Origin of the sequence: Brevibacterium oceani (genome assembly GCF_017948325.1) — a bacterium.
In the GTDB taxonomy this organism is placed as follows: Bacteria; Actinomycetota; Actinomycetes; order Actinomycetales; family Brevibacteriaceae; genus Brevibacterium; species Brevibacterium oceani.
This window is the reverse complement of sequence record NZ_CP072846.1, coordinates 2,617,413-2,638,909: the sequence shown is the minus strand read 5'-3', so window position 1 is coordinate 2,638,909 and position 21,497 is coordinate 2,617,413. Positions and strand designations below refer to the sequence as shown.

Sequence of the window (21,497 nt, the reverse complement as noted above, 5' to 3'; positions counted from 1 at the left end):
CAAGCGGCTCAGCCGGGCAGGTCGATGACGACCTTTCCGTGCACGTGCCGCCCAGCCTGCAGTTCGACAGCAGACCGCACCTCATCAACAGGGAAAGTCGCTGCGATCGGTACCCGCATCCGGCCTTCTGCCACCAGCCGGGCGATGTCCTCAATGGCACCCGGGGCGGCGTTGGCACCGTTGGCCGGCGTGACGCCGTCGACAACGGCTGCGATGGTGGTCATCCGGGAATCGGGTACACCGAGTTCGCGTGCCACGTTGATCGTGTCGGTGCTGTGGAGGTCCATCGCCGCGGTGATGCCGCCGGGGGCCAGGTCGCGGAGCCGCTCGGCCAGTCCGTCGCCGTAGGTCGTCGGTTCGGCTCCCAAAGTACGCAGGGCGTCGGCGGTGGTTGCGGAACCTGTACCGATGACGCGGGCGCCCGCGAGGCGGGCGAGCTGAACGGCAAAGACTCCGACCGCGCCTCCAGCACCCCCGATTAGCACGGTGTCAGAGGGGCCGGGGTCGATTACGGCAAGCGCAGCGGCGGCCGTACACCCAGCAATGGACAGGGATGCGGCTACTCGGTCCTCGAGCCCCTCCGGGGTGCGGTGGACGTCGCCGCCCCTCCCGATGTGCCCGGGTGCGTCCACGACCACGTAGTCGGCGACGCTTCGCGAGAAGGCGCCGCCGAACACTCGGTCTCCGACCTCGAATCGGCTGCCATCGGCTGCGAGGGCCCCGTCGCCGACCGCGTCCACAACACCTGCGTAGTCGTTGCCGAACCCACACGGCAGGCTCAGTCCGAACCGAGCGGCGGCGTCTGGGTCGGAGGTCATGAACCAATCCATCGGATTCAGGCCGGCAGCGGTCACCCGCACCCGAATTTGCCCGGCGCCGACAGACGGCACGGGTACCTCGCGTAGCTCGAGGGTCTCGGGACCGCCGAACGACTCGACGAACTGAACGGCTCTAGCAGTGCTGGACGGTGTGGAGGTGCTTCTGGATGGGCTCATGGTGATCTGACTCCCGGATGCGACCTGGACAGAGAAACGGACTATGCTTCGGTACATGCCGATAGTAGCACAAGCGGAGCGTGATCCGTTTTGAGGAATCCGGAAGCCCGCGCCCCGCGCGCGGACGCATCACGCAACCGCAAGCAGCTCCTCGACGCGGCGACCCGTGTATTCGCGTCGTCCGAGGCATTGCCGTCGCTGCGTGAAGTTGCGCGAGAGGCTGGGGTAGGCATCGCCACGCTCTACCGACATTTCCCGACGCGCGAGGACTTGGTGGCTGCGATCTACAGCGATCAGGTCGAACGGCTCACCGGCGGTGCCCGTGACCTGCTTGCAGAGGTGCCGCCGTCCGAGGCGCTCCGACGCTGGATGGATCTGTTCGGGGGCTGGGTCGCGAGCAAAAGCGGCATGTTGGACACGTTGCTTGCCATGATCGAGTCCGGCGACATCGCCCACGCTCAGACCCATTCTGAGCTGGTCGGAGCCATCGAGGACATTCTTCGCGCCGGCGAGTCAGTGGGTGATCTTCGCGGCGACGTCGCAGCCGAAGACATCGCCGCCAGTCTCATCGGCATCTTCAGCGTGGCCCCCATACCCGAGCATGCCTCCAGAGCCGGGCGTCTGCTCGACATTCTGCTGAACGGCATCAGGCCTCGTCTCTGACCCGATCCTCATCGGGACCGCTGCGTCGCGCCTACAAAGGTTCGAGGGCGGCACCGTGCTGACGATGTCGGACGGTTTCTCAGCTGTACCATGATGGCGGCGAGTTCATTGGAGCTTCACATACAATCACACATGCCCAAAACGCGAACCGATGCCCGCTCATCGGCTGCGTCGATCCGCTTGGGTTCCGATGTTGTCGCGCATAGTTCGAGAGGAGATCTGTGTGATGCGTACTCTGCTCATCGACAACGCCGACTCGTTCACGCTTAATCTCTTCCACCTCGTCGCCGAGGTGAACGAGTGCGCGCCGACTCTTGTGCCCAATGATTGGGCAGAGTTTTCGCTCGACATGCTCGACCAGTTCGACAATGTCGTCATCTCCCCGGGCCCGGGCACTCCGGAGCGGCCGTCCGATTTCGGCATTTGCGCCGAGGTGATCGAACTTTCCCCGATCCCTGTGCTCGGGGTGTGCCTCGGGCATCAGGGGATTGCGCACGTTCACGGGGGAGTTGTGGCGCATGCGCCAGAACCCCGGCACGGTCGGGAGTCTCCGATCAGACATTCCGGCACCGGGCTCTTTGTGGGCCTTCCGTCGCCATTCTCGGCGGTGCGGTATCACTCGCTCGCGGTCTCGGAACTGTCCGAGTCTCTCGAGGCGACGGCGTGGTCCGAAGACGGCGTCGTCATGGCGTTGCAACATCGGACGAGGCCTCAGTGGGGAGTCCAGTTCCACCCAGAATCGATTGCCTCCGAGGAAGCACGGACGCTGCTGCAGAACTTCGCCGACTTGACCGTGGAGTGGTGCGCACGACGTACGAGAGCAAACGTCCCCGCGGGGACGAGTACGGCATCCGATCCGCGGCATTCGACCTTTCGCGTCCCCGCGGGGACGCTCTCAGATCGTCAGCAGGTTCGGGCCGCCGAAGACCGTTCTGATGCACCGCGTCGATACATCCTCGACACCGACGAGCTGCCGCAGACAGTTGCCGACGCCCGCCTGTTCGCTGAGCTCTTCGGCGGTCAGCGCGAGTCGATTTGGCTCGATGGCAACCTGCCCGGCAACGCCTCCTCACGGTTTTCGATCATGGGTGTACCGACGGGTCCGCTGGCTAAAGTCGCGACAGCCTCGGTTCGGGACGGAACAGTCGCTGTCCGCACGAACAATGACGGAGCAACGCCGTTTCTTGCGACCTCCGGATTCTTCGACTGGCTCGACGCGGAACTCTCCAGCACCGATGCCGACCTGGCAATCGGTGAGGCTGAATCATCTGGCACAGACGCGGAACTGCCCGCCACAAACGCCGACGGCCCCGACCTGCCGTTCGAGTTTCAACTCGGGTGGGTCGGCTACCTCGGCTATGAGCTCAAAGCCGAGGTCGGCTCACCGAACCAGCATCAGTCCGACCTGCCCGATGCCGTGATGATGTTCCTCGACCGTGCCATCGTCATCGACCACGACACCGACCGCATTCACCTGCTCGCACTGCGCGAACCCGATGACCCTGCGGGCCGTATAGCGTCTCAACAATGGTTCGATGAAATCCGCGCACAGATCGAAGCGATCCCCGCTCACGACGCCGGTGAACCCGTTCAGCCGGGCGCTACCTCGGCGCGAGGTGAGGGCGCAACATCCTCCGGCCTCTCACGCTCACACTTGTCGGCCCGGCATAGCCGACATGAGTACCTGACCCTCATTGATCGAGTGCAGCGGGAGATCACCGACGGCGAGACTTACGAAGTATGCCTGACGAACATGCTCGAGGCCACGGTCGACCCACACGAGGACGCACTGGTGAAGTATCTGCGTCTACGTCAGGACAATCCGACGCCGTTCGGCGCGTTCATCCGGACCCGGGACGCAGCGATCCTCAGCACCTCGCCGGAACGATTCCTGTGCATTGATGCCGATGGGCGAGTGGAGTCGAAGCCGATCAAGGGCACGCGTCCCCGCGGGGACACATCCGAGGAGGACGCGGCGATCATGGCCGAACTAGCGGCCTCGGTGAAGGATCGGTCGGAGAATCTCATGATCGTCGATCTGGTTCGGCACGACCTCGGGCGCACGGCCGAGCTGGGATCGGTGCAGGTGGAGTCGCTCTTCGGCATCGAGTCCTATGCGACTGTGCATCAGATGGTGTCGACGGTGAGCTCACAGCTGGACGAGCAGAGCAGTCCGGTGGAGTGTGTGCGGGCGGCATTCCCTCCGGGGTCGATGACCGGAGCGCCAAAACAGCGCACGATGGCGATCATTGATGAACTCGAGGCGGGTGCGCGCGGGGTGTACAGCGGTGCGGTCGGATACTTCTCGCACAACGGTGCCGTTGACCTCAGCGTCGTCATCCGCACCCTCGTGGTCCGTGACGAGACCTGGAGGTACGGGGTCGGTGGGGCGATTGTCGCGCTGTCGGATTCCGATGAGGAGTATGCGGAGACGGTGGTGAAAGCGGCACCGCTGCTGCGGCTGCTTAGTGGAGCCGAGTTTCCCGGTGGGAACGACTCGACCGAGGTGCGTGGCGTCAATATTGGAGTTGGAGACGGCATCCATGCGGTGATTCCCACCGAGGTGGCTGGTCCTGCCAACGACAACATTATCGATCTCGCAAGTGGAGTTGACTGATGACTGTTTGGGTGTGGAACGCGCAAGAGTGCCGATTCGAGGAGCCGTCGAAGGACGTCAGCACGTGGACGTTGCTGGCGGCGGATTCGTGGTTGGTCGTAGACGGGCGAGTGAGAGCGTTCGAACGTCATCAGGCACGATTTGCCGATGCTGCAGGGCAGGTGGATGTTGGTGATCTGGTCACTGCCGAATTCTGGGCGTCGGTCGTTGAGAAGATCCCGAAGACGGGGGAGTGGTTCCCCCGAGTGGACGTTCTTGAGCCGGCACCGGGTGGCGATCGAATATTGGCGTTCCGTTTACGACCGGCACCGCACCAAACTGGTGAACTGCGAGTCCTCATCCCTCCCTATTCCGATCCACGTAGCACCCCTGGGCGTAAGGGACCGGACATCGCATTGCTGGAGGAGCTCCGGACGCAAGCTCGAGAGGAGCACGACTGCGGTGAAGTGCTCCTACTCAGCGAGGACGGTTATGTCATCGAGGGCGCGACGACGAGCCTGTTGTGGTGGGACGGCGAAACTATGTGCGTGCCCCACAACGACCTGGTCCAGCTCTCGGGCGTCACCGCCGCATTAATTCAGGCCGAAGCGCGCAACCGCTCCATCGATATTGAACGGCGTCATGCCCGTCCTGAGGATTTCAGCGGGCGCGAAGTGTGGCTGGTTAATGCCATGCATGGAATCAGGAGAATCAGAGCTTCCTCTGGCCAATTTGTCTCCGATTTCGGTTCTGAGCTGGAGCATTTCAGCGAATGGAGACTGTGGCTGGCCGGTCAGACTGAACCGCTATTGAGCTGATCCTGCTCGAGAATACTAAGAGCCAACTCGCCGGGCAGCGTGATTTATGCGCATGCTTGAGAACTAGAGCTGAGTGGGCGGGTCAGGGTTGTGAAACCCACAATATTGAGCGGATACGGTCTCTCGAAATCAACTGGACATAGTTGCGTCGGAGTGATTGTCGATTTCCCGCATGAATGCGCGAATGTGAGTCTTACCGGTCTGAGTCAAGCAGATTTGATACCAGCGACGAAATACGTAGTGCTGTCGATCGCCATCATCTATCGGTTTGAATACGGACGATTTCAGGTCGGCGAATGCTTCATTCAGTTGGTCGCGTCGAAATTCAGGTGATAATCTAAATCCCAAGGATACTGACGATCGCACGAATGATGATGCGAGCCATCCGAACAAGCCGGTAAATAGTAAGAATATTCCAAATGCAGTGTAAAGAATTACCGCTAGAGCTATAAATGTATGATCGGCTATTCCGTTTGGGTCAGCGATTGAGCTGAAAGTCAACACTAGGATAAACGACACCATGGAAAAGAAGACTAAACCGATGCTCTGAATGGCCCTGTTTGGGGCGAGCCGATTGATCATGGCGTTTTCCACTGTGGCACTGCCTACAGCGTATGCGGCCTTGCCTAACACGGTGCCGTCATCCATTCCGCGAAGGACCGCAAGTTCATCTTTGAGTGCTCCAACCTTCTCGCCAATCCTTCCAGGGCGAAACCGGTGGAGCATCTCTGTTATTACTACCGCAATTACTGTCGATCCAAGCGCAGTACCAACCAATTCGATCATGCGAGTAGCGTAGATGGCAGGGCTGACATGAGTCGGTCGTTCGTATGGTGACGTACGCTCGCGGTCGGGTATTGGTAGTCATGTTGTGGAGGTTCGAACGCCGAGGTTGCCCGCAGGCTATTCCGGGCTACTGTGGCCTTAGCCGCCGTTCCTTTCGACGGTGTCAGTCAAGATCTGTTTCCATCTTTCGAATCAGTCGTCGCAAACCAGCTGGCTCACTGGATACTTCTGATTGGGAACATGCCGCAATGTGCCTAGCTCAAACGTTCCAATGTGCGTTCAACGGCCTCGGTTATTCGAGGAGACTCGGTACTTGCCAGGCGAACTCTCAGATGAGTTTGAGGAGATTGCGTGGGTCTTGTTCGTATCGACGATCCTGCGGGTCGACGTTCACCACCAGCCAAATAGGGCCCACACAACCAACGGGCCGACGGCAACAGAGATCAGTCCGTAGGCCAATAGCTGCCTGAATAGTCTTGGTCGGACTTCTTCCTGCGCGGAACCGAGAATTAGTCCTCCTGTGATCCCCAAGGGATTGATATCCACGACAACAGATGCCAAGGCAACTGCCAGTATGGCTCCAATGGGCGAAACGCCGGCCTCGACCACATTGGGAATGAGCGGCATAGCCGTGACGAAGACCGCGATCGAGCTTGCCGCGAATGAGGTGATTCCTGCGATATAGCACAGGAGCAGGAGGGTGATCATTGGAGAGCCCTCGACTGTCAGAAGCTGACTGATGCGCTCGAAGGCGCCGAGGCTCTGCATGACACCGATATAAGTGAGAAGACCTCCGATCAGCAGCACTACAGCCCAGGGAATCCTTGCGACTGCCGCCGAAGGCTCCATACCGAGGATCATCATCTGTAGACAGGCGACAGAAGTTCCCAGCAGCCCTATGTTCGCGTCGAATCCAATTGCGAAGACTAGAACTAGAGCGATCCCGCCCAGGGTGACGACGAGGTCTCGGGTTCTAGGGATTGTTCGGACTGCGGTCGCGACTCCACCGCCCCCAGGCGTGTAGGACGCGTCGAAGCGTTCGATCTGCCCTTTGGGGAGTAGCCCTCGAGACCTAGAAACTACCAATGCCCCAATACAGACTAGGACACCAGCAAGGATTGATCCGGCCAAAAGACTGATCGGCATATGTCCTGGAACCGCAAGATTCGACGCGGCAGCTTGTTGTTTGGCAGTGATGCCAAAGACGGCCAAGGGAGACAACAGGCCGCTGAGGATTCCCATAATGCCGAGGACAGCCATCATGAGTGGTGGCAATTTGTACCGGGCGGACAATCCAAGCGCTATTGGAGCCACGATTGCGGTGGCCGCGGCCGGGAGCGTGCCGAAAGCCGTTAGCAGTGCGCCGGCGAAGAATGGAACTAACGCCACCAAGGTCGCATTGCTGCGGACCAGGCGGAGTATGCCGTCTAGCATCCAATCCAGAGTGCCATTGATCTGTGCCACTCCGAACAGCGCTGTGACACCGACGATCATAATGAAGAAGTCTCCGGGGAAGGCTTGGATGACCTCGTCGGCTTTCATCCCAGCTGCAACGCTGATGATGAAGGCGGCCGCGAACGACCCTAACCCGAGGTTGAAGCCTCGCACCATGGTGGCAGCGAAGAGCAGAATGAGAACGATAATTGAAATGTCTGCGATTGTCATGATTACAAACCCCTCAGATCACATTCCGAGTACGGAGATCTGCGATGTCGGCAGAACTGAATCCAGCCAGTCCGGCAAGGACCTCGGCTGTATCGGCCCCGAGCTTAGACGGCGGTCCACCGACTTTTCCCGAGAAGCCTGAGAAGCGTCCGGCGGGTGCCTGCACCAGCCGTCTTCCGCCGTTGCCATCGTCAACCTCGACCACCGACCCACGATATTTGATATGCGGATCATTGCAGACTTGTTCGGCCGAGTTGATCGGCCCGGCTGCGACTCCTGCCGCGGACAACTTCTCCAGCAAGTCGCCGCAATCATGAGCGCGAACGAACTCTGCCACTTGCGCTTCGATTTCTTCTCGATGCTCAATTCGGCTCATTAGTGACCCGTAGAGCTTTAGTTCGGGTGCTTTCATCGTGGTGACGAGCCGTTCCCACATTCGCTCGGTTGAAGCGGGGATCGCGATCCACACCTCATCCTTCGTCCGATAGAGGCTGTTTGGGCTGATATGGGGGTTTCGGTTGCCTTGTCTCTCCACGCTTCTCCCCGTCACACTGAAGTCAGTGATGAAGTCCTCCATCATGCGCAGCAGTGGCTCGTAGAGTGGAATATCAGCCAGTTGCGGCTCTCCAGTAAGGTCACGCTGGCGCAACGCCAGGAGGGCGGAGAAGGCGGCATATATGCCTGTTACGCCGTCGGCGACCGGGTAGCCTGAAAACATCGGGGCGCCGTCCGGTTCGCCCGTGCGATAGGTCAGACCGGCGAAACCTTCCGCGACACGGGCAAACCCGGGTCGATCTGCATAAGGGCCCGTACGTCCGAATGCACTGATGTGGACCATAACCAGGTCTTTCCTGAACGGTAAGAGGTCATCGAAGTCGATACGGAACTTCTTCAAGGTCGCTGGACGAAAGTTCGTCACGACAATGTCCGCACCCGCAGCCAGTTTGCCGACGATCTCGGACGCATCATCATGATGGAGGTCTAGGGTGACACTCTTCTTATTTCTTCCGTGCATCGTCCAAGCCGCGGATTGGTCGCCGTCAAATGGCGGATATCCCCTGGCAGGGTCTCCAATGCCTGGCTGTTCGATCTTGATGATTTCCGCCCCGAACTCTCCCAGTAATGTCGCCGCCAGCGGACCGGCAATGATCGTCGAGATGTCGAGTACCCGTACTCCTGACAGAGGCTGTTTTGGCATAAGTGTTTTCCTTTCACATCGTCGTGAAGCTTGTACAGCGAACAAGCGCTACTCCCAAGCATCGTGGCTTCGGTGGCGGGTGGGAAGGAGTGCTCAGCTTGCGTAGGTGATAGGAAAAAACTCTATACTTTGGGTGTGAAGATCCAAAGGGTGCATTACTTTCTTGCGGCGGTCGACACCTGTTCGTTTCGAGCGGCCGCTGCTCGTTGCAATGTCAGTCAGCCGACTCTGCGTGAGCAGGTTACTTTGCTCGAAGAAGAGCTGAACGTTGTCCTATTGACGCGTAGCAGATTTGGCGTCCAACCAACGGAAGCGGGGCAGAGTCTTATCCCATACTTTCTTCGACTGATCTCCTCCGAAGAGGTGATTCACCGTATGGCGGCCGAGGTGGGCGGAGCCTACCGTGGCCGCGTCACTATCGGTTCCATCGCAACACTGGCCGAATCGCTGTTGGCGCCTGTGACAGCGAGACTGCTCGAGCAGCATCCCGATCTGCGCTTCGAAATTTCGGAGGCTAGCTCTGCCGATATCGAGGCGGGAGTACTTGGTGGTGACTTTGACATCGGAGTCATCTCATCACCTAGAACACCCGCGACGAAAGGGATCAGCAGGACCAGGTTCGCTGGTGTCGGGTTGGCCGTCGTCGTGCCGTCTGACCACGCTCTCGCCGATCGAAGGACGCTTGAGTGGCAGGATCTGGAAGCATGGCCAATTGTCACCATGCGTCCAGGGACTGTCATCGGGGAGGAACTTGTTCATCGACTTCCTGACGCCGAGGTTGTTGTCAGGGCCGCATCGGGTCGGACAGTCAAAGTGATGGTCAAAAATGGGGCGGGCGTCGGAGTCCTTGCCGCCGTCGACAATCCGGATCCCGGCATGTCTTTGAAGTGGATTCCACTGTTGGATACTCCTCAGCTTGAACTCTGCCTGTTACATCGGAGCGGGAGTCAGCCTTCCGCAGCCGCCCTAGTTGTCAGGCGCTTCATTGCGGAACAGGGTGTCGCGATGTTCGACTACTGATAATCGAGTCGGTGTTCGCGAAGGCGTAGCAGGCTGGTCCTCAAGGACAGCTGAGTCGAGAGGACCGCGGGCCCCCTGTTGTTGACCTCGAGGCAGGTCTCCTCATTAAGAACCAGAGTCGCGATGCACTGAGTCTCGAGTTGCTCGGTCGCTTCAGCTACAACACTGACCTCAGCTCGGGTTAGGGTGCGCAGGACATTCTGCCCTGCGCCGTGGACCCGGCATTGAAAGAAGCACTGTTCCTCCTCGCCGACTCAGTTGTTCAGTTCGGGCATGCCAAAGGCATGCGCATCTTCGAGATGGTTCAGGGTGTCGTTGAGACCACGACGAGAAGTTCCATGCCGCACCATGATTTCCACGAAAGCGTTGACTGGACCAGCCTGGAGCAGGCTGCCAACCGGGCGTTGCATCCGGCCTCGGGCAGACTTGAGGCGTTCACCGCGCGGAATGCCCGTGCAGGCTAAAACTCGCAAGCCTCCCGGATCACCGCATGTGGAAGCGTCGTGCAAACGAATTCTGCTTCAGTCAGAGAAATTGTTACCCTGAAATTGCATCAAGAACCCCTGCGACTACCTAACAAGGAGCTTTTCATGCAACGCGCACTGCACACCAGTCTGGCTGTTTTTACCGCAGTGGGCGTTGCAAATGCAACGCTCGTCTCGCCGCCGATAGCGGCACACGCAGCTGATGAAGTCGACAGTGAAGGATTAATTGCCTACGCTGCGGCCCCATCGTCCGAAACCAATCCGACCAGGCTGCCGCAGATCAGGTTTGCGTACGGCAGCGAGCCGGACAAATCGTGGACCTTCCAGAACTTCGATCGAAATGATCATTCTGGTGCCGATGTGCATGGTCTGACTCTGTCGAATGACGGTTCGCGCGTTGCCTATGTGGTCGAGAACAACAAGGGCACATATCTCCAAGTGCGCAATACAGTCACCAACGATCTTGCCTACAACAAGAAGGTCATGAAGAACGGAGAGTACGGAACCATTCCTAAGGTGTACGACATCTCAGCAGATGGTGAACGACTCCTGACGAAGACCTGTATCTATGAAACCGACGATGAGACTTGCTCTGACTCGCTCGTTGACGTCGACGACGGCAAATCGCAAAAGGTTCCGACACTAGCTTCGGATGACTCAATCGTCGGCTTCAGCCAGTCGGGAGAGGATGTGGTGCTCCAGCGGACCAACGTTGCAGACGGACCGATCGACGCTGTGGATCTGACAGATTCGACGTCCACGACGGTGGTGCCATCCGAATCCGGCGTCTACCGCAGCCCGGGAGACGTCTCGGCTGACGGATCATTGGTCTTCGAACAGTGGCAAGGAGACGGAAGCGCAAAGGTGCAGCTGCGTTCGGTGAAGGTCGATGGTACCGGGGAGGGCGCTCTGTTGAAAACCAATACAGATTGGAACGCGCGTTTGTCGCCATCCGGGAAAGAGGCCCTTTTCGTCCGTGACTCGGAAGCACCGACGACGAACCATGACGACCCCGGGCCGTATGACGTGATGCTCGGAGAACGTGATGGCTCGGGTGCCAAGACGCTGTTTCCCGCCATCAACTCCGACCAGTGGGATTGGTCGGCTGATCCGGGAGTGAAGAAGAGCTGAACCGGCACGGCACTACGACGGAGGAGCTCGTGCGGTCGCTCTCCCCGGGACCGATGCAGGGGCCTACGGACGTGGACAATCGTTAGACGTGTGCGAACTCCTCGGCCATCATCCACTCCACAATCGCGGCCACATGGGCGTCGACGGAGTCTATGGCTGGCAGGGGAGCGGTCTCCGGTGGAACCAACAGGCCGATCTCCGTGCATGACAGTGCCACTGCATCCGCGCCGCGTGCCTTGAGGTCGTTCATGATCTCGACGTACCGCTCACGTGAGGCATCGGTGAAGATGCCCTGAGTGAGCTCGTCGAAGATGATCTGATCGACCTCGAGGCACGTCGCCTCATCCGGCACGAGAGTTCCGATTCCCTGTGCCTCAAGCCGATCGGTATAAAAGCCGTCGAGCATCGTCCATTTCGTGCCCAGCACCGCCAAAGTCGAATACCCCTGACGCTTCGCCATCGTGGCAATCGCATCGACGATGTGAATGAGTTGGGCGTCGACCGAAGCCTCGATGGCTGGGGCGCACTTATGCATGAGGTTCGTTGCGATCGCCACTGCCTCAGCGCCGCCGTCGACCAGGCGCTGCGCCGTCCCCGCCAGTGCCGCATCGGCGCCGGCCCAATCCTCGGCGAGCTGCAACTCCCTGATCTCGGCGAAATCCGTGGAGTCGAGCAGGATCCGTGCCGAATGATGACCGCCGAGCCGACTCGCCACTGCATCATTGATCTTCGTGTAGTACTCGATGCTCGAATGCCAACTCATACCACCCAGCAGACCGATCCTGCGCATACTCTCACTCCTCAATCCGTCGACATCCTCGACCACCGAAAACTGTCCTAGATCTCCAGTCTGGTCCGATCTCGCCATCGTCGGTAGACCCAGTTCCCTCTGCTCTGACATAAGCTGGGCTTATGGCAAATGTGTTCGAACAAGCCCTCGACCTCGGCGAACCGAAACGACTGCTCATCTTCGGCGCCATCGCGGAATCCGGCAGCATCGGTGCTGCCGCCCGCGCACTCGGCTGGTCCCAACCCGCTCTGTCCCAACACATGAACGCACTTGAAAAGGACCTCGGCGTCACCCTCTTCGACCGCACCCCGCGGGGCATCAGGCTGACCACTGCCGGTCAACTCGCCCGCATCCGCGCAAGCGAAATAGCCGCCTCGGTGACAGGGCTGCGCGGTGACCTCGCGAAAGCCTTCGGCCTCGGCGGACGCAACGTCCGGCTGGCAGGGTTCCCCAGCTTCGTCATCGGCCCATTGGCCGCAGCCCTCGGCCGTCTCGAAGCCAATGCCGGCACGGGCGCCGAGACCCCGCAGCACCACTCGTACGAAGTCGCCGAGGCAGAACCACCCGAAGCCATCACCCTGCTCGAGAACGGTGACATCGACATCGCCTTCCTCTTCCACCACGAAGACGAAACCCCACCCGAGCTTCCCGGCCACACCACCATCGACCTCGGCGCCGACCACCTCGACCTCCTCGTCCCCGAACGCTGGAACCGTGCCGGCCAGATCCAACACCTCACCGACGTCGCCGACCTGCCGTGGATCATGGGCTGCGTGCGCTGCCGCTCGACCGCCGAACGACTCTGCCGCAACGCCGGATTCGAACCCCGGACCCGCCACATCACGGATAACCCCGGCGCCATCCAATCACTCGTCTCCAACGGGCTCGGCGTTGCGCTCCTGCCACGCAGCGCCCGCCGCTACAACCGCGTGACCGGCATCGACCCCATCGCCATGGACGAAGCTGGCGCCCGCCGAGTCACGGCGATGATCCCCGACGGACTGGCCGACGCCTCGGAAGTCGGCGACCTCCTCGATGCACTGCGAGCGGTGGAAGTCACAGCACACTCCGCCCTCGGCAGCCCAAACGATGGCTACAGTGAATCGTGATGCTCACGTTCACGAAGGACCTCGAAAAGTGCCTGACGGTCACCACAGCCGCGGCGATCATCATCATGATGCTCCACATCGTCCTTCACGCCCTGACCCGGTCGCTCTTCGACGCACCGATCTACGGCACCAACGAGATCGTCGAATACTGGTACCTGCCCATCGTCGCCCTGCTCGGGATCCCGGCCGCCCAGCTGCAGAAGGAACACATCACCGTGACCATGGCCATCGAACGGGCGAAACCCGCGACCGCCTCGGCGTTCAAGATCTTCGCCTGCATCCTCGGTGCACTCGTCTCCATCGGCTTCGCCTGGTTCGGGTTCGGCCGGGCCCTTACCTACATGGACATCGGGCAGACCGCCGACGTCTCCTCGGTCATCACCTGGCCGGTGTACTTCCTCGTTCCTGTCGTGTTCGTGCTCCTGGCCGTGCTCTACGTGCTCGACGCCATCGTCATCGTCCGCACCGGTGAACCCGACCTCGACCTCTCCACCGGCGAGCCCGCCGAGACCGACCTGGAGAACCGCAGCTACTGATGAACCGGCCGAAGCCACCTGCGAACACGACTGCCAACGCCGCGGGCACGGGCCTGCCCGCCGCACCACACTCGAGCACCCCGGACGGCTCCACCCTCTTTCCCACCGGCACCCGCCGCCAACGACCCGGTGCACTTGCGTTGATTGTCGGCTGCGGGCTCGTCGCCGTCTGCCTGATCGGCCTCTTCACGAGCCCGAACGCAGCCATCGGCGGTGCCTGGTGCATCGCCATGATGCTCGTGCTCATCTTCCTCTCCGTGCCCGTGGCCATCGCCTTGTCCGTACCGTCGATCGTCGGCGTCTACGCGATCAGCGGAGTCCCCGCGACCATGAATGTGCTGGCCACGGCACCGTTCAACGCAGTCTCGGATTGGACGATGAGCGTGCTGCCGATGTTCATCTTCATGGGCATGCTGCTCACTCAATCCGGCCTGTCCGGCAAGATCTACCGCGTCGCCGACCACTGGTTTTCCTGGCTGCCGGGCGGCATCGGCATCGGCACCACCTTCGCCGGGGCAGGCCTGTCCGCCGTCACCGGATCGACCATCGGCATGACCTACGCCCTCGGCCGAGCAGGCATCCCCGAAATGCTCAAAGCCGGCTACGACCGACGCATGGCCGTGGGCACGATCATGGTCGCCGGCATGACCGGCAACCTCATCCCACCCTCGATCCTCATGGTCATCTACGCCGGAATCGCCTCCGTGCCCGTCGGCCCGGCACTCATGGCCGGTGCCCTGCCCGGCATCCTGCTGGCCGTGTGCTTCGCCGTCTTCATCTTCACCCTCGGCGTCATCGCACCGAAGCTCGTCGGCCGCACCCGTACCGACCGCAACGCAACCACCACATGCAACGCAGCCACCACAGACCCAACCCCAACCCGCCCCCGCACCACCTGGCGCGACCGCTTCACCTCACTCGCCGGCATCTGGGGCTTCGCGATCATCCTCATCGTCCTCTTCGGCGGCATGTTCTCCGGCATCTTCACCCCCACCGAGGCAGGCGCCGCCGCCGCGCTCTGCTCACTCCTGCTGTGCCTGTGGGAGAAACGGGGCGAGACACCGTGGCGCAAGGTCACGGACTCGGCCATGGATACGGTGGCGGCCACCTCGGCGATCTTCTTCATCATGATCGGCGCGACCATGCTCACCAGCCTGCTCGCCATCACGGGACTCGCCCCCATCCTCACCGGATTCATCACGAGCCTTGGCCTGTCCACGCTGGGATTCCTGCTCGTCCTCATCGTCCTCTACATCGTCATGGGCATGTTCTTCGACACCCTGTCGATGATGCTGCTGACCATCCCGATCCTCCTGCCCACGCTCGAGACGATGGGCGTGAGCGCACTGTGGTTCGGGGTCTTCGTCGTCCTCCTCGGCGAGTTCGCCATGGTCACCCCGCCGGTCGGCATCATCCCCTACATCGTCCACTCAATCGTGAAGAACCCCGCCGTCAACCTCGGCCACACCGTGACCCTGCGCGACATCTTCCTCTCCCTGCTGTGGTTCCTGCCCGTCGTCGTCATCTTCCTGATCCTCATGGTCACCGTGCCCGGCATGACCGAATGGCTGCCTGACCTCATCGAACGCACCAGCGGAGGCATGTCCGGCTGACCCTCGCCGAGGTGGCCCCACCGTTCCCGTCGACGCCGCGATCCGTGGCTGCCGCGGTGGGTTTTCGTCCGCGTGGTGTGAGGGGAGTCATGGTTAGGGTGACCTCATTCGGGCATATGATTGGAGGGAATTCTCAGGCATTGTTCAAAGGAGTCCCATGAAGCGTATCTCTTCGGCGGCCCGCCGTCCCGCCATCGCCATGGTCGCGTCGCTGGCACTGCTGGCCGGGTGCGCCGGCTCCGTCGGCGGCAGCGGAGCGAACTCCGGCGATGATGCGGGGGAGGGCTTCGCCTTCGATGCCTCGCAGGATGAGATCGATGAGGCTCTGGCCGACCTCGACCCAGTGACGCTTAAGTTCCAGCCCTCGGCGATGTCGGAGAAGTCGATCCTCGCGCCCAACGGACTCGACGTGAAGAAGGCCATCGAGGAGCGCTCGGGCAGGAAGATCACCGTCGACATCGTGTGGGGTCAGGCGATCGCCAGCTACGCCGACGTCGATGATGCCCTGGCCGATGGTCGCGTCGACCTCGCGTTCACTCTGCCGTCGTACACCCCGGCCGAATACCCGGCCTTCGATGCGATCGGCACAGCGATGTCGACGCTGCCGTCCTCACCGGTGGCCAGTGATTTGGCGGCCAACGCGGCCGGTGTGCAGGCGGCATGGGAGACGCCCGAGGTGCTCGCCGAGTTCGAGGACAAGAACCTTGTGCCGCTCATCCCGATGCTCGCCGCCGGTGACTACGCGACGATGTGCTCGAAGCCGATGACCTCGGCGAAGGACTGGAAGGGCAAGCAGATCCGCGTCGGTTCGGCTGCTGCTGGCAAGCAGGTGACCGACCTGGGTGCGACTCCGGTGTCGCTGTCGTTCCCGGAGACTTATGAGGCGCTGCAGCGCGGGACCGTCGACTGTGACCTCGGGCAGCTGGCACCGAACGTTGAGGCCGGCACCTTCGAGGTCGCCCCGAACATCGGTGTTGCCGCCGATGCGGGTATCGCTCGTTCGGCCGGTGCGATCACAGCGGGCAAGAAGTACTCGGAGCTGCCGGTGGCCTATCAGCAGGTGGTCTTCGATGCGATGTCGACGACGTTTTCGACGATGATGGAGGTCGTCATCGGGGCGAAGGCCCAGGCGGTCGAGCAGGCGAAGGACAACGACGGTTCGGTCAAGCCCTTCGACGATGATGTGCAGAAGCAGATGGCGAAGTACGCGAAGACGCTGTCGGACAAGACCGCGGAGAAGGCCAAGGTCTCAGAGGCTCCCGCGACGCTGAGTGATGCAGCGAAGGAATGGCAGAAGGTTGTCACCGACCTCGGCTACGACGACAAGGGCGACTTCGCTGAACTCGACGAGTGGTACCCGGAGGATGCGAACTACGACCAGCTCGGCGACGAACTGTTCGAGAAGGTCATGAGCGAGCACCGGCCGGAGTGAGCAATCAGCGGGGACAGCCAGCCGAATCGGCTGGCCTCAGTCGCACCGACTCAGGACCGTTTTCGATCCGTGTCAACCGAGGAGCAGGAAGACGAGCCCGAGGATGATGAAGTACATCGAGTTCGGCAGTGCGAGAACCATGACCTTCACCGGATCGACTTTCGTCTTCAACGTGGCGCCGACAATTCCACACACAACGAACGCGGTCAATCCGACGGGCGGCAGGTTCTGAGCAGCGGCGGCAATATGACTCATACCGACGGCGATGCTGGACGGATCGACTCCGGCATTCTCCAGAATCGGGGACGCGAACGGAACGACGATCGTCTGAGCCGCAGTCTGCGATCCGACCAGCATTCCCAGGATCATCAGGGCGACGGTGCTGATCACTGCGACTCCGGAGCCTGACACATGTGCGGCCATCTCGGAGACCGTGTCGACGGCTCCGCTGGCGTAGAAGCAACCGATGAGAAAGGCTGCGCAGAGCTGGATTCCGACTGTCTGCCGCACATTCTTCAGCCCGGTGCCGATAGTCTCGAGCGGAGCCTTCCGCACCTCGGTGAACCCGAATGCCACGATCGTCGCAACGATGATCGCCAGAACCACGGGGAACGCCAAACCGTTGAGGATGGGCACTGAGTTCATCCACGCCGTCACATCTCGCACGCCTGGGATCTCAGCAAAGATGTCGTAGCCGGTCCCGGTCTTGAGCAGCACGATGACGATGAGTACGGCCAAGGGAAGTATGCTCTTCCACCGCTCCCGCGTCAGTCGTCCCAACTGAACGAGTCGTGTCCCTTCGTCCTTCTCCACCATCGTGGCGAGCGCAGCGTCTCCTCCCGATGCCGAGAGGTCCCCTGACGCCTCGAGCTTCTCCAGTCTGCGTCTGCGAACGAAGCGGAACGATTCGAGGATAGCCAGCACGACGCCGATCGTCACAGTCAGGTACGACCACAGTGTGACCGGGTCGGGGTCCGTGCCGACGAGAGAGGCTGACAGGTAGACGGCTTGGCTGATCGGTGGCATGAGAGAGCCGAGAGACGCCCCCAGGAGGATGATCATTCCGATCTGGGCTGGTTTGATCTTCATCTCGGCCAAGGCATGGATGACGAGGAACCCAATGACGGTCGCTGCGGCGATCGCATCACCCAGCAGAGACCCTGCCAGGGTGAGAGTGACGAATGTGGCGGCAATGAGGCCGCGCGGAGACTTCCCGAACAGTATCTGGAGGAATCGCATCGTCGTGCTCATGGCACCGATCCGCACCTGTGTCTCAGCATAGATGCTTCCGAAGATGCTCAGCGCGATGACCCATGCCAGCTTGTCGATTCCGTCGACTGTGCCGGTGACGTAGTCGATCGGAGCCATGCCCGACAGAAGTGCGGCGGCGAGTCCGCCGCCCACGAGTGCGACTTGGATATTGCCGCCGATGACGGGGATCTTCTTGATGAGCGCAATGGCGAAGAGCACCGCCAGAGATGCGATGACGACAATCATGATGCCTGCTTTCGTCGAGCCGCGCCGGTGCGGCCTGTATGTGCCAAGGTCTCTCTGAGACCTGTGAGGGCTGGAAGATAGTCACCCGTTGTGCTCTCCCCGGTTATCAGATCTCTGACCAGGATGCCGGTGATCGGTGTCAGCGCTATGCCATCGCCTTCGTGCCCGGCAGCAGTGATCCAACCGCCGAGGTCAGGGCTCCGTTCGATGATGGGCAGCCCATCGCCTGTGTACGGTCTGAGACCGGTCATCGCCCTCACGATGCGCACACCTCTCAGCGAAGGCACGATTCGGGACGAGTGTGCGGCGATTGCCGCAAGGACCTCGCGGTCAGGGTGCTTGTCGAATCCTGCGAACTCCCGGCTTCCACCGATCAGAAGAGTGCCGGACGCGGTCTGGCCGAGTGACAGGCCGATCCCATAAGGCGGCGCTTCGGCTCCGGGCACATCAGCAAGATGCTTAGCCGCGACGTACTGGGCGCAGAGCAGATTGCCGTTGACGATCTGTGGATGTGCCTCCGAGACGAGTATTGAGCCTCGCCGAGGCATGATTGGTGTGCCGACTCCGGCACGAGACCCGACCACGCCGGCGAAGGGTCCCGCCGCATTGATGACCAGTTTGGTCGGAATGCGACCTTTCGACGTGACCACGGCCTCGGCCTGAGAGCCTCGGCGGACGACGTCGAGGAACTCGTGCTGACGACGGATTTCGGCTCCAGCGCGAACCGCCGCATCCACGAGTGCTGCATTGAGCGAGAGAGGATTCACCTCGGCGTCATCAGGACTGTAGCTGGCCCCGAGGATGTGCTCTGAGAGACAGGGCTGATGTGCTCTCGCCTGGTCGCCATCGAGCAGCTCCACGGTGATACCTGCCTGTCGCTGTTCTTCGACGAAGCTCTTCATGAAAGTCAGTTGAGTGTCCGTCTCGATGGCGACCATGCCGCCTCCGGGGCTGAACTCGATGTCGGCATCGAGCTCGTCGGTCAGCGTCGAGTACATCGCCCGGGACTCCACGGCCATCCGCATCGGCAGACCCGGCCGTTTCGACTGGAGGAAGATGGCTTTGTCGCACGACCCCGAGGCTCCCGCCCCTGGTGCTCCAGAATCGATGACGATGACCTTCATTCCGATCTGCGAGAGCCGCCATGCGATGCACGAGCCGATGACCCCGGCTCCGATGACGACGACGTCCGCTGCTGGATCGCTCATACCGTCGCCTCCCTGGTGGAATGAGCAGCCCATAGTTCGCTCATCCGGTGTCGGCCTTCGACGATCCGCGGCATGAAGGAGATCGGTGCCGACGCACGAGCCGTCTCCACGTCCGTCCGTGCTGATTCTAGGTCGGCCTGTGACACCCTGCCCGTGATGCGCGCGGCGACAGCGGTTCCTGCCAGCCGTCCCTGCGTTTCGGCGACCAAAGCCGACTCGATCCCCGTGATGTTCCCTGCCACATAGAGGCCTCCGACCGTGGTCTCCAGGTCGGGCCCGTGCAGCGGAACTGTGCCGCCGAGCTCTGCGATGTCTACGAGGACGCAATCTCGGGTGAGATCTTGGAGCGGGTGCAGGCCACCGCTGATGCACACCGAATCCACTTCGATGACCTTCTCGCGGCCCATGGGCCGTCCGGCAGCATCCACCCGGGAGGTGCGGATCGCCGTGACACCGGTGTCTCCTTCGATGCCGACGACGCATTCGCGCAGGTGCAGGGGCATCCCCGCCAATCTGACGCCGACAGCCGGCCAGAGCCTGGCGACGAGCTCGGTGATCCCGGGGATTCTGAGGACGTGCATCGCCGCTGAGAGCAGCCGGTTCGGAGCTAGATTGCGCAGCTCGGCAAGACGAGAGAAGATCTCGCTCGGTCTCGTGAACGGCCCGGTCGCTGTCGACGGGGGAGGGAGGTAGACGCCCTGAACCGGGGCTCCGGCTGCTGCCAGCTCGTCGACGATCGAGAGGGACAACGGGTCGATCCCGATGACGGCTAAGCGATCGCCGGGCAGCACCCGATGGACATTGAGCATGGTCTGAACCGCCCCGACGGCGAGCACGCCCGGAGTCGTCCATCCCGGCAGACCATATGCAGTCTCGGCTGCTCCCGTCGCGATGATGAGGTAGTCCGCGGTCAGCGTGCGTCCGCCGCTGATGCCCAATCGAAAACGTGGAGGCGAATCGAGCGACACTTCCGCTTCCGCGCCGCGATCGCTGGCCGATCGTGTATCGAGCGACCAGACCAAGCAGCCGGATTCGATCGTCACTCCGGACTCTCTGGCGCCGTGCGCCAGGGTACGGGCACGGTCACCTCCGACGAACCACGATCCGTTCCTGCGATAGATCTGAGCGCGCAGTCGGCCTCCGGGTGCGGGAGATTCATCGATGACAGTCACCCGAACGGAGGCTGTTGTCGCGATAAGGGCAGCTGCGGCGAGACCGGCGGGGCCCGCACCGACGACGACGACGTCCACGTGGCTCACAGTTGGGGATCCGCTTCATCCACGCCCGAAGACCCGAGTGTTCTCACTTCCATGCCCTCGCGCACCGGCGTCAGACAGGACCGGGCGCCGACCTCTGAGCCGTCGTCGTCAGTGATGAGCAGGCGGCATTCGAAGCAGTGGCCGATTCCGCAATACATACCTCTGGGTTGGCCGGTGCTGCTGCGGCGGAGGGCTCGCTGTCCGTCGGCCCACAGCGCGACGGCAATCGTATCGGTGTCTCGGGCGCTGACCTCGCGGCCATCAACGATGATCTCGATGGTCTCCGAGGTGGACGCGCCGAGCACGGGATGCTTGTCTATGCGGGTCATGGCTGCTCTTGTCCGGCGTCGGAAACAGTCGCGGCGATGTCCGCCAGCAGCACCGGTCTGAGGACCGCATTCCTCTCAAGTGAACCGACTGCAGACTCACCGAAGATACTCCGAAGCATCGGTCCGCAGACTCGCCCCTGACATGGCCCCATCCCGACGCGCAGACGCCGTTTGGCCTCGGGCAGGTCGAGGGCGCCGTCGTCGTCGATGCAGGATTCCACACTTTGGAGGGTCACGTCTTCGCATCGACAGACGATGTAGTTCTCTTGCATTCTCTATCCTGCCTCGAACCATACGACGACGTTGCCGCAGGGAATCTGCTGAATGATGGTCGCTATGAGAGATCATTCAAACTCAGAATCTGTTG

20 protein-coding genes are annotated in these 21,497 nt (G+C 61.4%); 10 read left to right on the top strand and 10 right to left on the bottom strand.

Annotated features, from left to right (window positions below; all coding sequences use genetic code 11):
* Positions 1-8: 8 nt before the first annotated feature.
* Complete coding sequence (locus J9314_RS11715) at positions 9-995, bottom strand: NADP-dependent oxidoreductase (RefSeq protein ID WP_210605647.1); 987 nt, start codon at positions 993-995, stop codon at positions 9-11.
* A gap of 90 nt (positions 996-1,085) precedes the next feature.
* Between J9314_RS11715 and J9314_RS11710 the strand changes: the two genes are divergently transcribed.
* The 3 genes from J9314_RS11710 to J9314_RS11700 all read left to right on the top strand — a co-directional run bounded on the left by J9314_RS11710 (position 1,086) and on the right by J9314_RS11700 (position 5,072).
* Positions 1,086-1,658, top strand: a complete 573-nt coding sequence (locus tag J9314_RS11710; protein WP_210602580.1) for a TetR/AcrR family transcriptional regulator — start codon at positions 1,086-1,088, stop codon at positions 1,656-1,658.
* A gap of 226 nt (positions 1,659-1,884) precedes the next feature.
* A complete protein-coding gene (gene pabB / locus J9314_RS11705; RefSeq protein WP_246490353.1) occupies positions 1,885-4,275 on the top strand; it encodes an aminodeoxychorismate synthase component I in 2,391 nt (796 codons plus the stop codon).
* The gene (locus tag J9314_RS11700) at positions 4,275-5,072 is read left to right on the top strand and encodes an aminotransferase class IV (RefSeq protein WP_210602578.1); all 798 of its coding nucleotides are present in this window, start codon (positions 4,275-4,277) and stop codon (positions 5,070-5,072) included. The genes pabB and J9314_RS11700 overlap by 1 nt, the downstream gene beginning before the upstream one ends.
* 129 nt (positions 5,073-5,201) lie before the next feature.
* On the opposite strand, the gene J9314_RS11695 is transcribed toward J9314_RS11700, so the two are convergent.
* From J9314_RS11695 to J9314_RS11685, 3 genes are all read right to left on the bottom strand, one after another.
* Positions 5,202-5,858, bottom strand: coding sequence for a hypothetical protein (locus J9314_RS11695; protein WP_210602577.1), 657 nt, complete (start codon positions 5,856-5,858; stop codon positions 5,202-5,204).
* Positions 5,859-6,248: 390 nt separating this feature from the next.
* On the bottom strand, positions 6,249-7,523 hold the full coding sequence (locus J9314_RS11690) for an SLC13 family permease (protein WP_210602576.1): 1,275 nt from the start codon (positions 7,521-7,523) through the stop codon (positions 6,249-6,251).
* 13 nt (positions 7,524-7,536) lie between these two features.
* Positions 7,537-8,721, bottom strand: a complete 1,185-nt coding sequence (locus tag J9314_RS11685; protein ID WP_210602575.1) for a CaiB/BaiF CoA transferase family protein — start codon at positions 8,719-8,721, stop codon at positions 7,537-7,539.
* Positions 8,722-8,856: 135 nt separating this feature from the next.
* On the opposite strand from J9314_RS11685, the gene J9314_RS11680 reads away from it, so the two are divergent.
* The 3 genes from J9314_RS11680 to J9314_RS11670 all read left to right on the top strand — a co-directional run bounded on the left by J9314_RS11680 (position 8,857) and on the right by J9314_RS11670 (position 11,357).
* Complete coding sequence (locus J9314_RS11680; protein WP_210602574.1) at positions 8,857-9,741, top strand: LysR family transcriptional regulator; 885 nt, start codon at positions 8,857-8,859, stop codon at positions 9,739-9,741.
* 224 nt (positions 9,742-9,965) lie between these two features.
* Positions 9,966-10,205, top strand: coding sequence for a hypothetical protein (locus J9314_RS11675; RefSeq protein ID WP_210602573.1), 240 nt, complete (start codon positions 9,966-9,968; stop codon positions 10,203-10,205).
* Between the two features lie 126 nt (positions 10,206-10,331).
* The gene (locus J9314_RS11670; protein ID WP_210602572.1) at positions 10,332-11,357 is read left to right on the top strand and encodes a TolB-like translocation protein; all 1,026 of its coding nucleotides are present in this window, start codon (positions 10,332-10,334) and stop codon (positions 11,355-11,357) included.
* An 82-nt stretch (positions 11,358-11,439) separates the two neighbouring features.
* On the opposite strand, the gene J9314_RS11665 is transcribed toward J9314_RS11670, so the two are convergent.
* The gene (locus tag J9314_RS11665; RefSeq protein WP_210602571.1) at positions 11,440-12,147 is read right to left on the bottom strand and encodes an aspartate/glutamate racemase family protein; all 708 of its coding nucleotides are present in this window, start codon (positions 12,145-12,147) and stop codon (positions 11,440-11,442) included.
* 122 nt (positions 12,148-12,269) lie between these two features.
* On the opposite strand from J9314_RS11665, the gene J9314_RS11660 reads away from it, so the two are divergent.
* The 4 genes from J9314_RS11660 to dctP all read left to right on the top strand — a co-directional run bounded on the left by J9314_RS11660 (position 12,270) and on the right by dctP (position 16,837).
* Positions 12,270-13,256 carry a LysR family transcriptional regulator gene (locus tag J9314_RS11660; protein ID WP_210602570.1) on the top strand — a complete coding sequence of 329 codons (987 nt, stop codon included), beginning with the start codon at positions 12,270-12,272 and terminating at the stop codon, positions 13,254-13,256.
* Complete coding sequence (locus J9314_RS11655) at positions 13,256-13,792, top strand: TRAP transporter small permease (RefSeq protein WP_210602569.1); 537 nt, start codon at positions 13,256-13,258, stop codon at positions 13,790-13,792. The genes J9314_RS11660 and J9314_RS11655 overlap by 1 nt, the downstream gene beginning before the upstream one ends.
* Positions 13,792-15,405, top strand: a complete 1,614-nt coding sequence (locus J9314_RS11650) for a TRAP transporter large permease (protein WP_210602568.1) — start codon at positions 13,792-13,794, stop codon at positions 15,403-15,405. The genes J9314_RS11655 and J9314_RS11650 overlap by 1 nt, the downstream gene beginning before the upstream one ends.
* Positions 15,406-15,562: 157 nt before the next feature.
* Complete coding sequence (gene dctP, locus J9314_RS11645) at positions 15,563-16,837, top strand: TRAP transporter substrate-binding protein DctP (RefSeq protein ID WP_210602567.1); 1,275 nt, start codon at positions 15,563-15,565, stop codon at positions 16,835-16,837.
* 72 nt (positions 16,838-16,909) lie between these two features.
* On the opposite strand, the gene J9314_RS11640 is transcribed toward dctP, so the two are convergent.
* The 5 genes from J9314_RS11640 to J9314_RS19460 are packed head-to-tail and all read right to left on the bottom strand — an operon-like array spanning position 16,910 to position 21,402.
* Positions 16,910-18,334: a TRAP transporter large permease subunit gene (locus tag J9314_RS11640; RefSeq protein ID WP_210602566.1), complete on the bottom strand. Its 1,425-nt coding sequence runs from the start codon at positions 18,332-18,334 to the stop codon at positions 16,910-16,912.
* Positions 18,331-19,542 (bottom strand): NAD(P)/FAD-dependent oxidoreductase, encoded by a 1,212-nt coding sequence (locus J9314_RS11635; protein ID WP_210602565.1) that lies wholly within the window; start codon positions 19,540-19,542, stop codon positions 18,331-18,333. The genes J9314_RS11640 and J9314_RS11635 overlap by 4 nt, the downstream gene beginning before the upstream one ends.
* Positions 19,539-20,801 (bottom strand): NAD(P)/FAD-dependent oxidoreductase, encoded by a 1,263-nt coding sequence (locus J9314_RS11630; RefSeq protein WP_210602564.1) that lies wholly within the window; start codon positions 20,799-20,801, stop codon positions 19,539-19,541. The genes J9314_RS11635 and J9314_RS11630 overlap by 4 nt, the downstream gene beginning before the upstream one ends.
* The gene (locus J9314_RS11625) at positions 20,798-21,130 is read right to left on the bottom strand and encodes a (2Fe-2S)-binding protein (protein WP_210602563.1); all 333 of its coding nucleotides are present in this window, start codon (positions 21,128-21,130) and stop codon (positions 20,798-20,800) included. The genes J9314_RS11630 and J9314_RS11625 overlap by 4 nt, the downstream gene beginning before the upstream one ends.
* Positions 21,127-21,402: a (2Fe-2S)-binding protein gene (locus J9314_RS19460; RefSeq protein ID WP_425514159.1), complete on the bottom strand. Its 276-nt coding sequence runs from the start codon at positions 21,400-21,402 to the stop codon at positions 21,127-21,129. The genes J9314_RS11625 and J9314_RS19460 overlap by 4 nt, the downstream gene beginning before the upstream one ends.
* Between the last annotated feature and the right edge of the window lie 95 nt (positions 21,403-21,497).

What these genes read in the sequence shown, in the direction of transcription:
- J9314_RS11715 (WP_210605647.1), bottom strand. Translation starts at nt 995, where the DNA reads ATGAGCCCATCCAGAAGCACCTCCACACCGTCCAGCACTGCTAGAGCC.
- pabB (WP_246490353.1), top strand. Translation starts at nt 1,885, where the DNA reads ATGCGTACTCTGCTCATCGACAACGCCGACTCGTTCACGCTTAATCTC.
- J9314_RS11700 (WP_210602578.1), top strand. Translation starts at nt 4,275, where the DNA reads ATGACTGTTTGGGTGTGGAACGCGCAAGAGTGCCGATTCGAGGAGCCG.
- J9314_RS11695 (WP_210602577.1), bottom strand. Translation starts at nt 5,858, where the DNA reads ATGATCGAATTGGTTGGTACTGCGCTTGGATCGACAGTAATTGCGGTA.
- J9314_RS11690 (WP_210602576.1), bottom strand. Translation starts at nt 7,523, where the DNA reads ATGACAATCGCAGACATTTCAATTATCGTTCTCATTCTGCTCTTCGCT.
- J9314_RS11685 (WP_210602575.1), bottom strand. Translation starts at nt 8,721, where the DNA reads ATGCCAAAACAGCCTCTGTCAGGAGTACGGGTACTCGACATCTCGACG.
- J9314_RS11670 (WP_210602572.1), top strand. Translation starts at nt 10,332, where the DNA reads ATGCAACGCGCACTGCACACCAGTCTGGCTGTTTTTACCGCAGTGGGC.
- J9314_RS11665 (WP_210602571.1), bottom strand. Translation starts at nt 12,147, where the DNA reads ATGCGCAGGATCGGTCTGCTGGGTGGTATGAGTTGGCATTCGAGCATC.
- J9314_RS11660 (WP_210602570.1), top strand. Translation starts at nt 12,270, where the DNA reads ATGGCAAATGTGTTCGAACAAGCCCTCGACCTCGGCGAACCGAAACGA.
- J9314_RS11655 (WP_210602569.1), top strand. Translation starts at nt 13,256, where the DNA reads ATGCTCACGTTCACGAAGGACCTCGAAAAGTGCCTGACGGTCACCACA.
- J9314_RS11650 (WP_210602568.1), top strand. Translation starts at nt 13,792, where the DNA reads ATGAACCGGCCGAAGCCACCTGCGAACACGACTGCCAACGCCGCGGGC.
- dctP (WP_210602567.1), top strand. Translation starts at nt 15,563, where the DNA reads ATGAAGCGTATCTCTTCGGCGGCCCGCCGTCCCGCCATCGCCATGGTC.
- J9314_RS11640 (WP_210602566.1), bottom strand. Translation starts at nt 18,334, where the DNA reads ATGATTGTCGTCATCGCATCTCTGGCGGTGCTCTTCGCCATTGCGCTC.
- J9314_RS11635 (WP_210602565.1), bottom strand. Translation starts at nt 19,542, where the DNA reads ATGAGCGATCCAGCAGCGGACGTCGTCGTCATCGGAGCCGGGGTCATC.
- J9314_RS11625 (WP_210602563.1), bottom strand. Translation starts at nt 21,130, where the DNA reads ATGACCCGCATAGACAAGCATCCCGTGCTCGGCGCGTCCACCTCGGAG.
- J9314_RS19460 (WP_425514159.1), bottom strand. Translation starts at nt 21,402, where the DNA reads ATGCAAGAGAACTACATCGTCTGTCGATGCGAAGACGTGACCCTCCAA.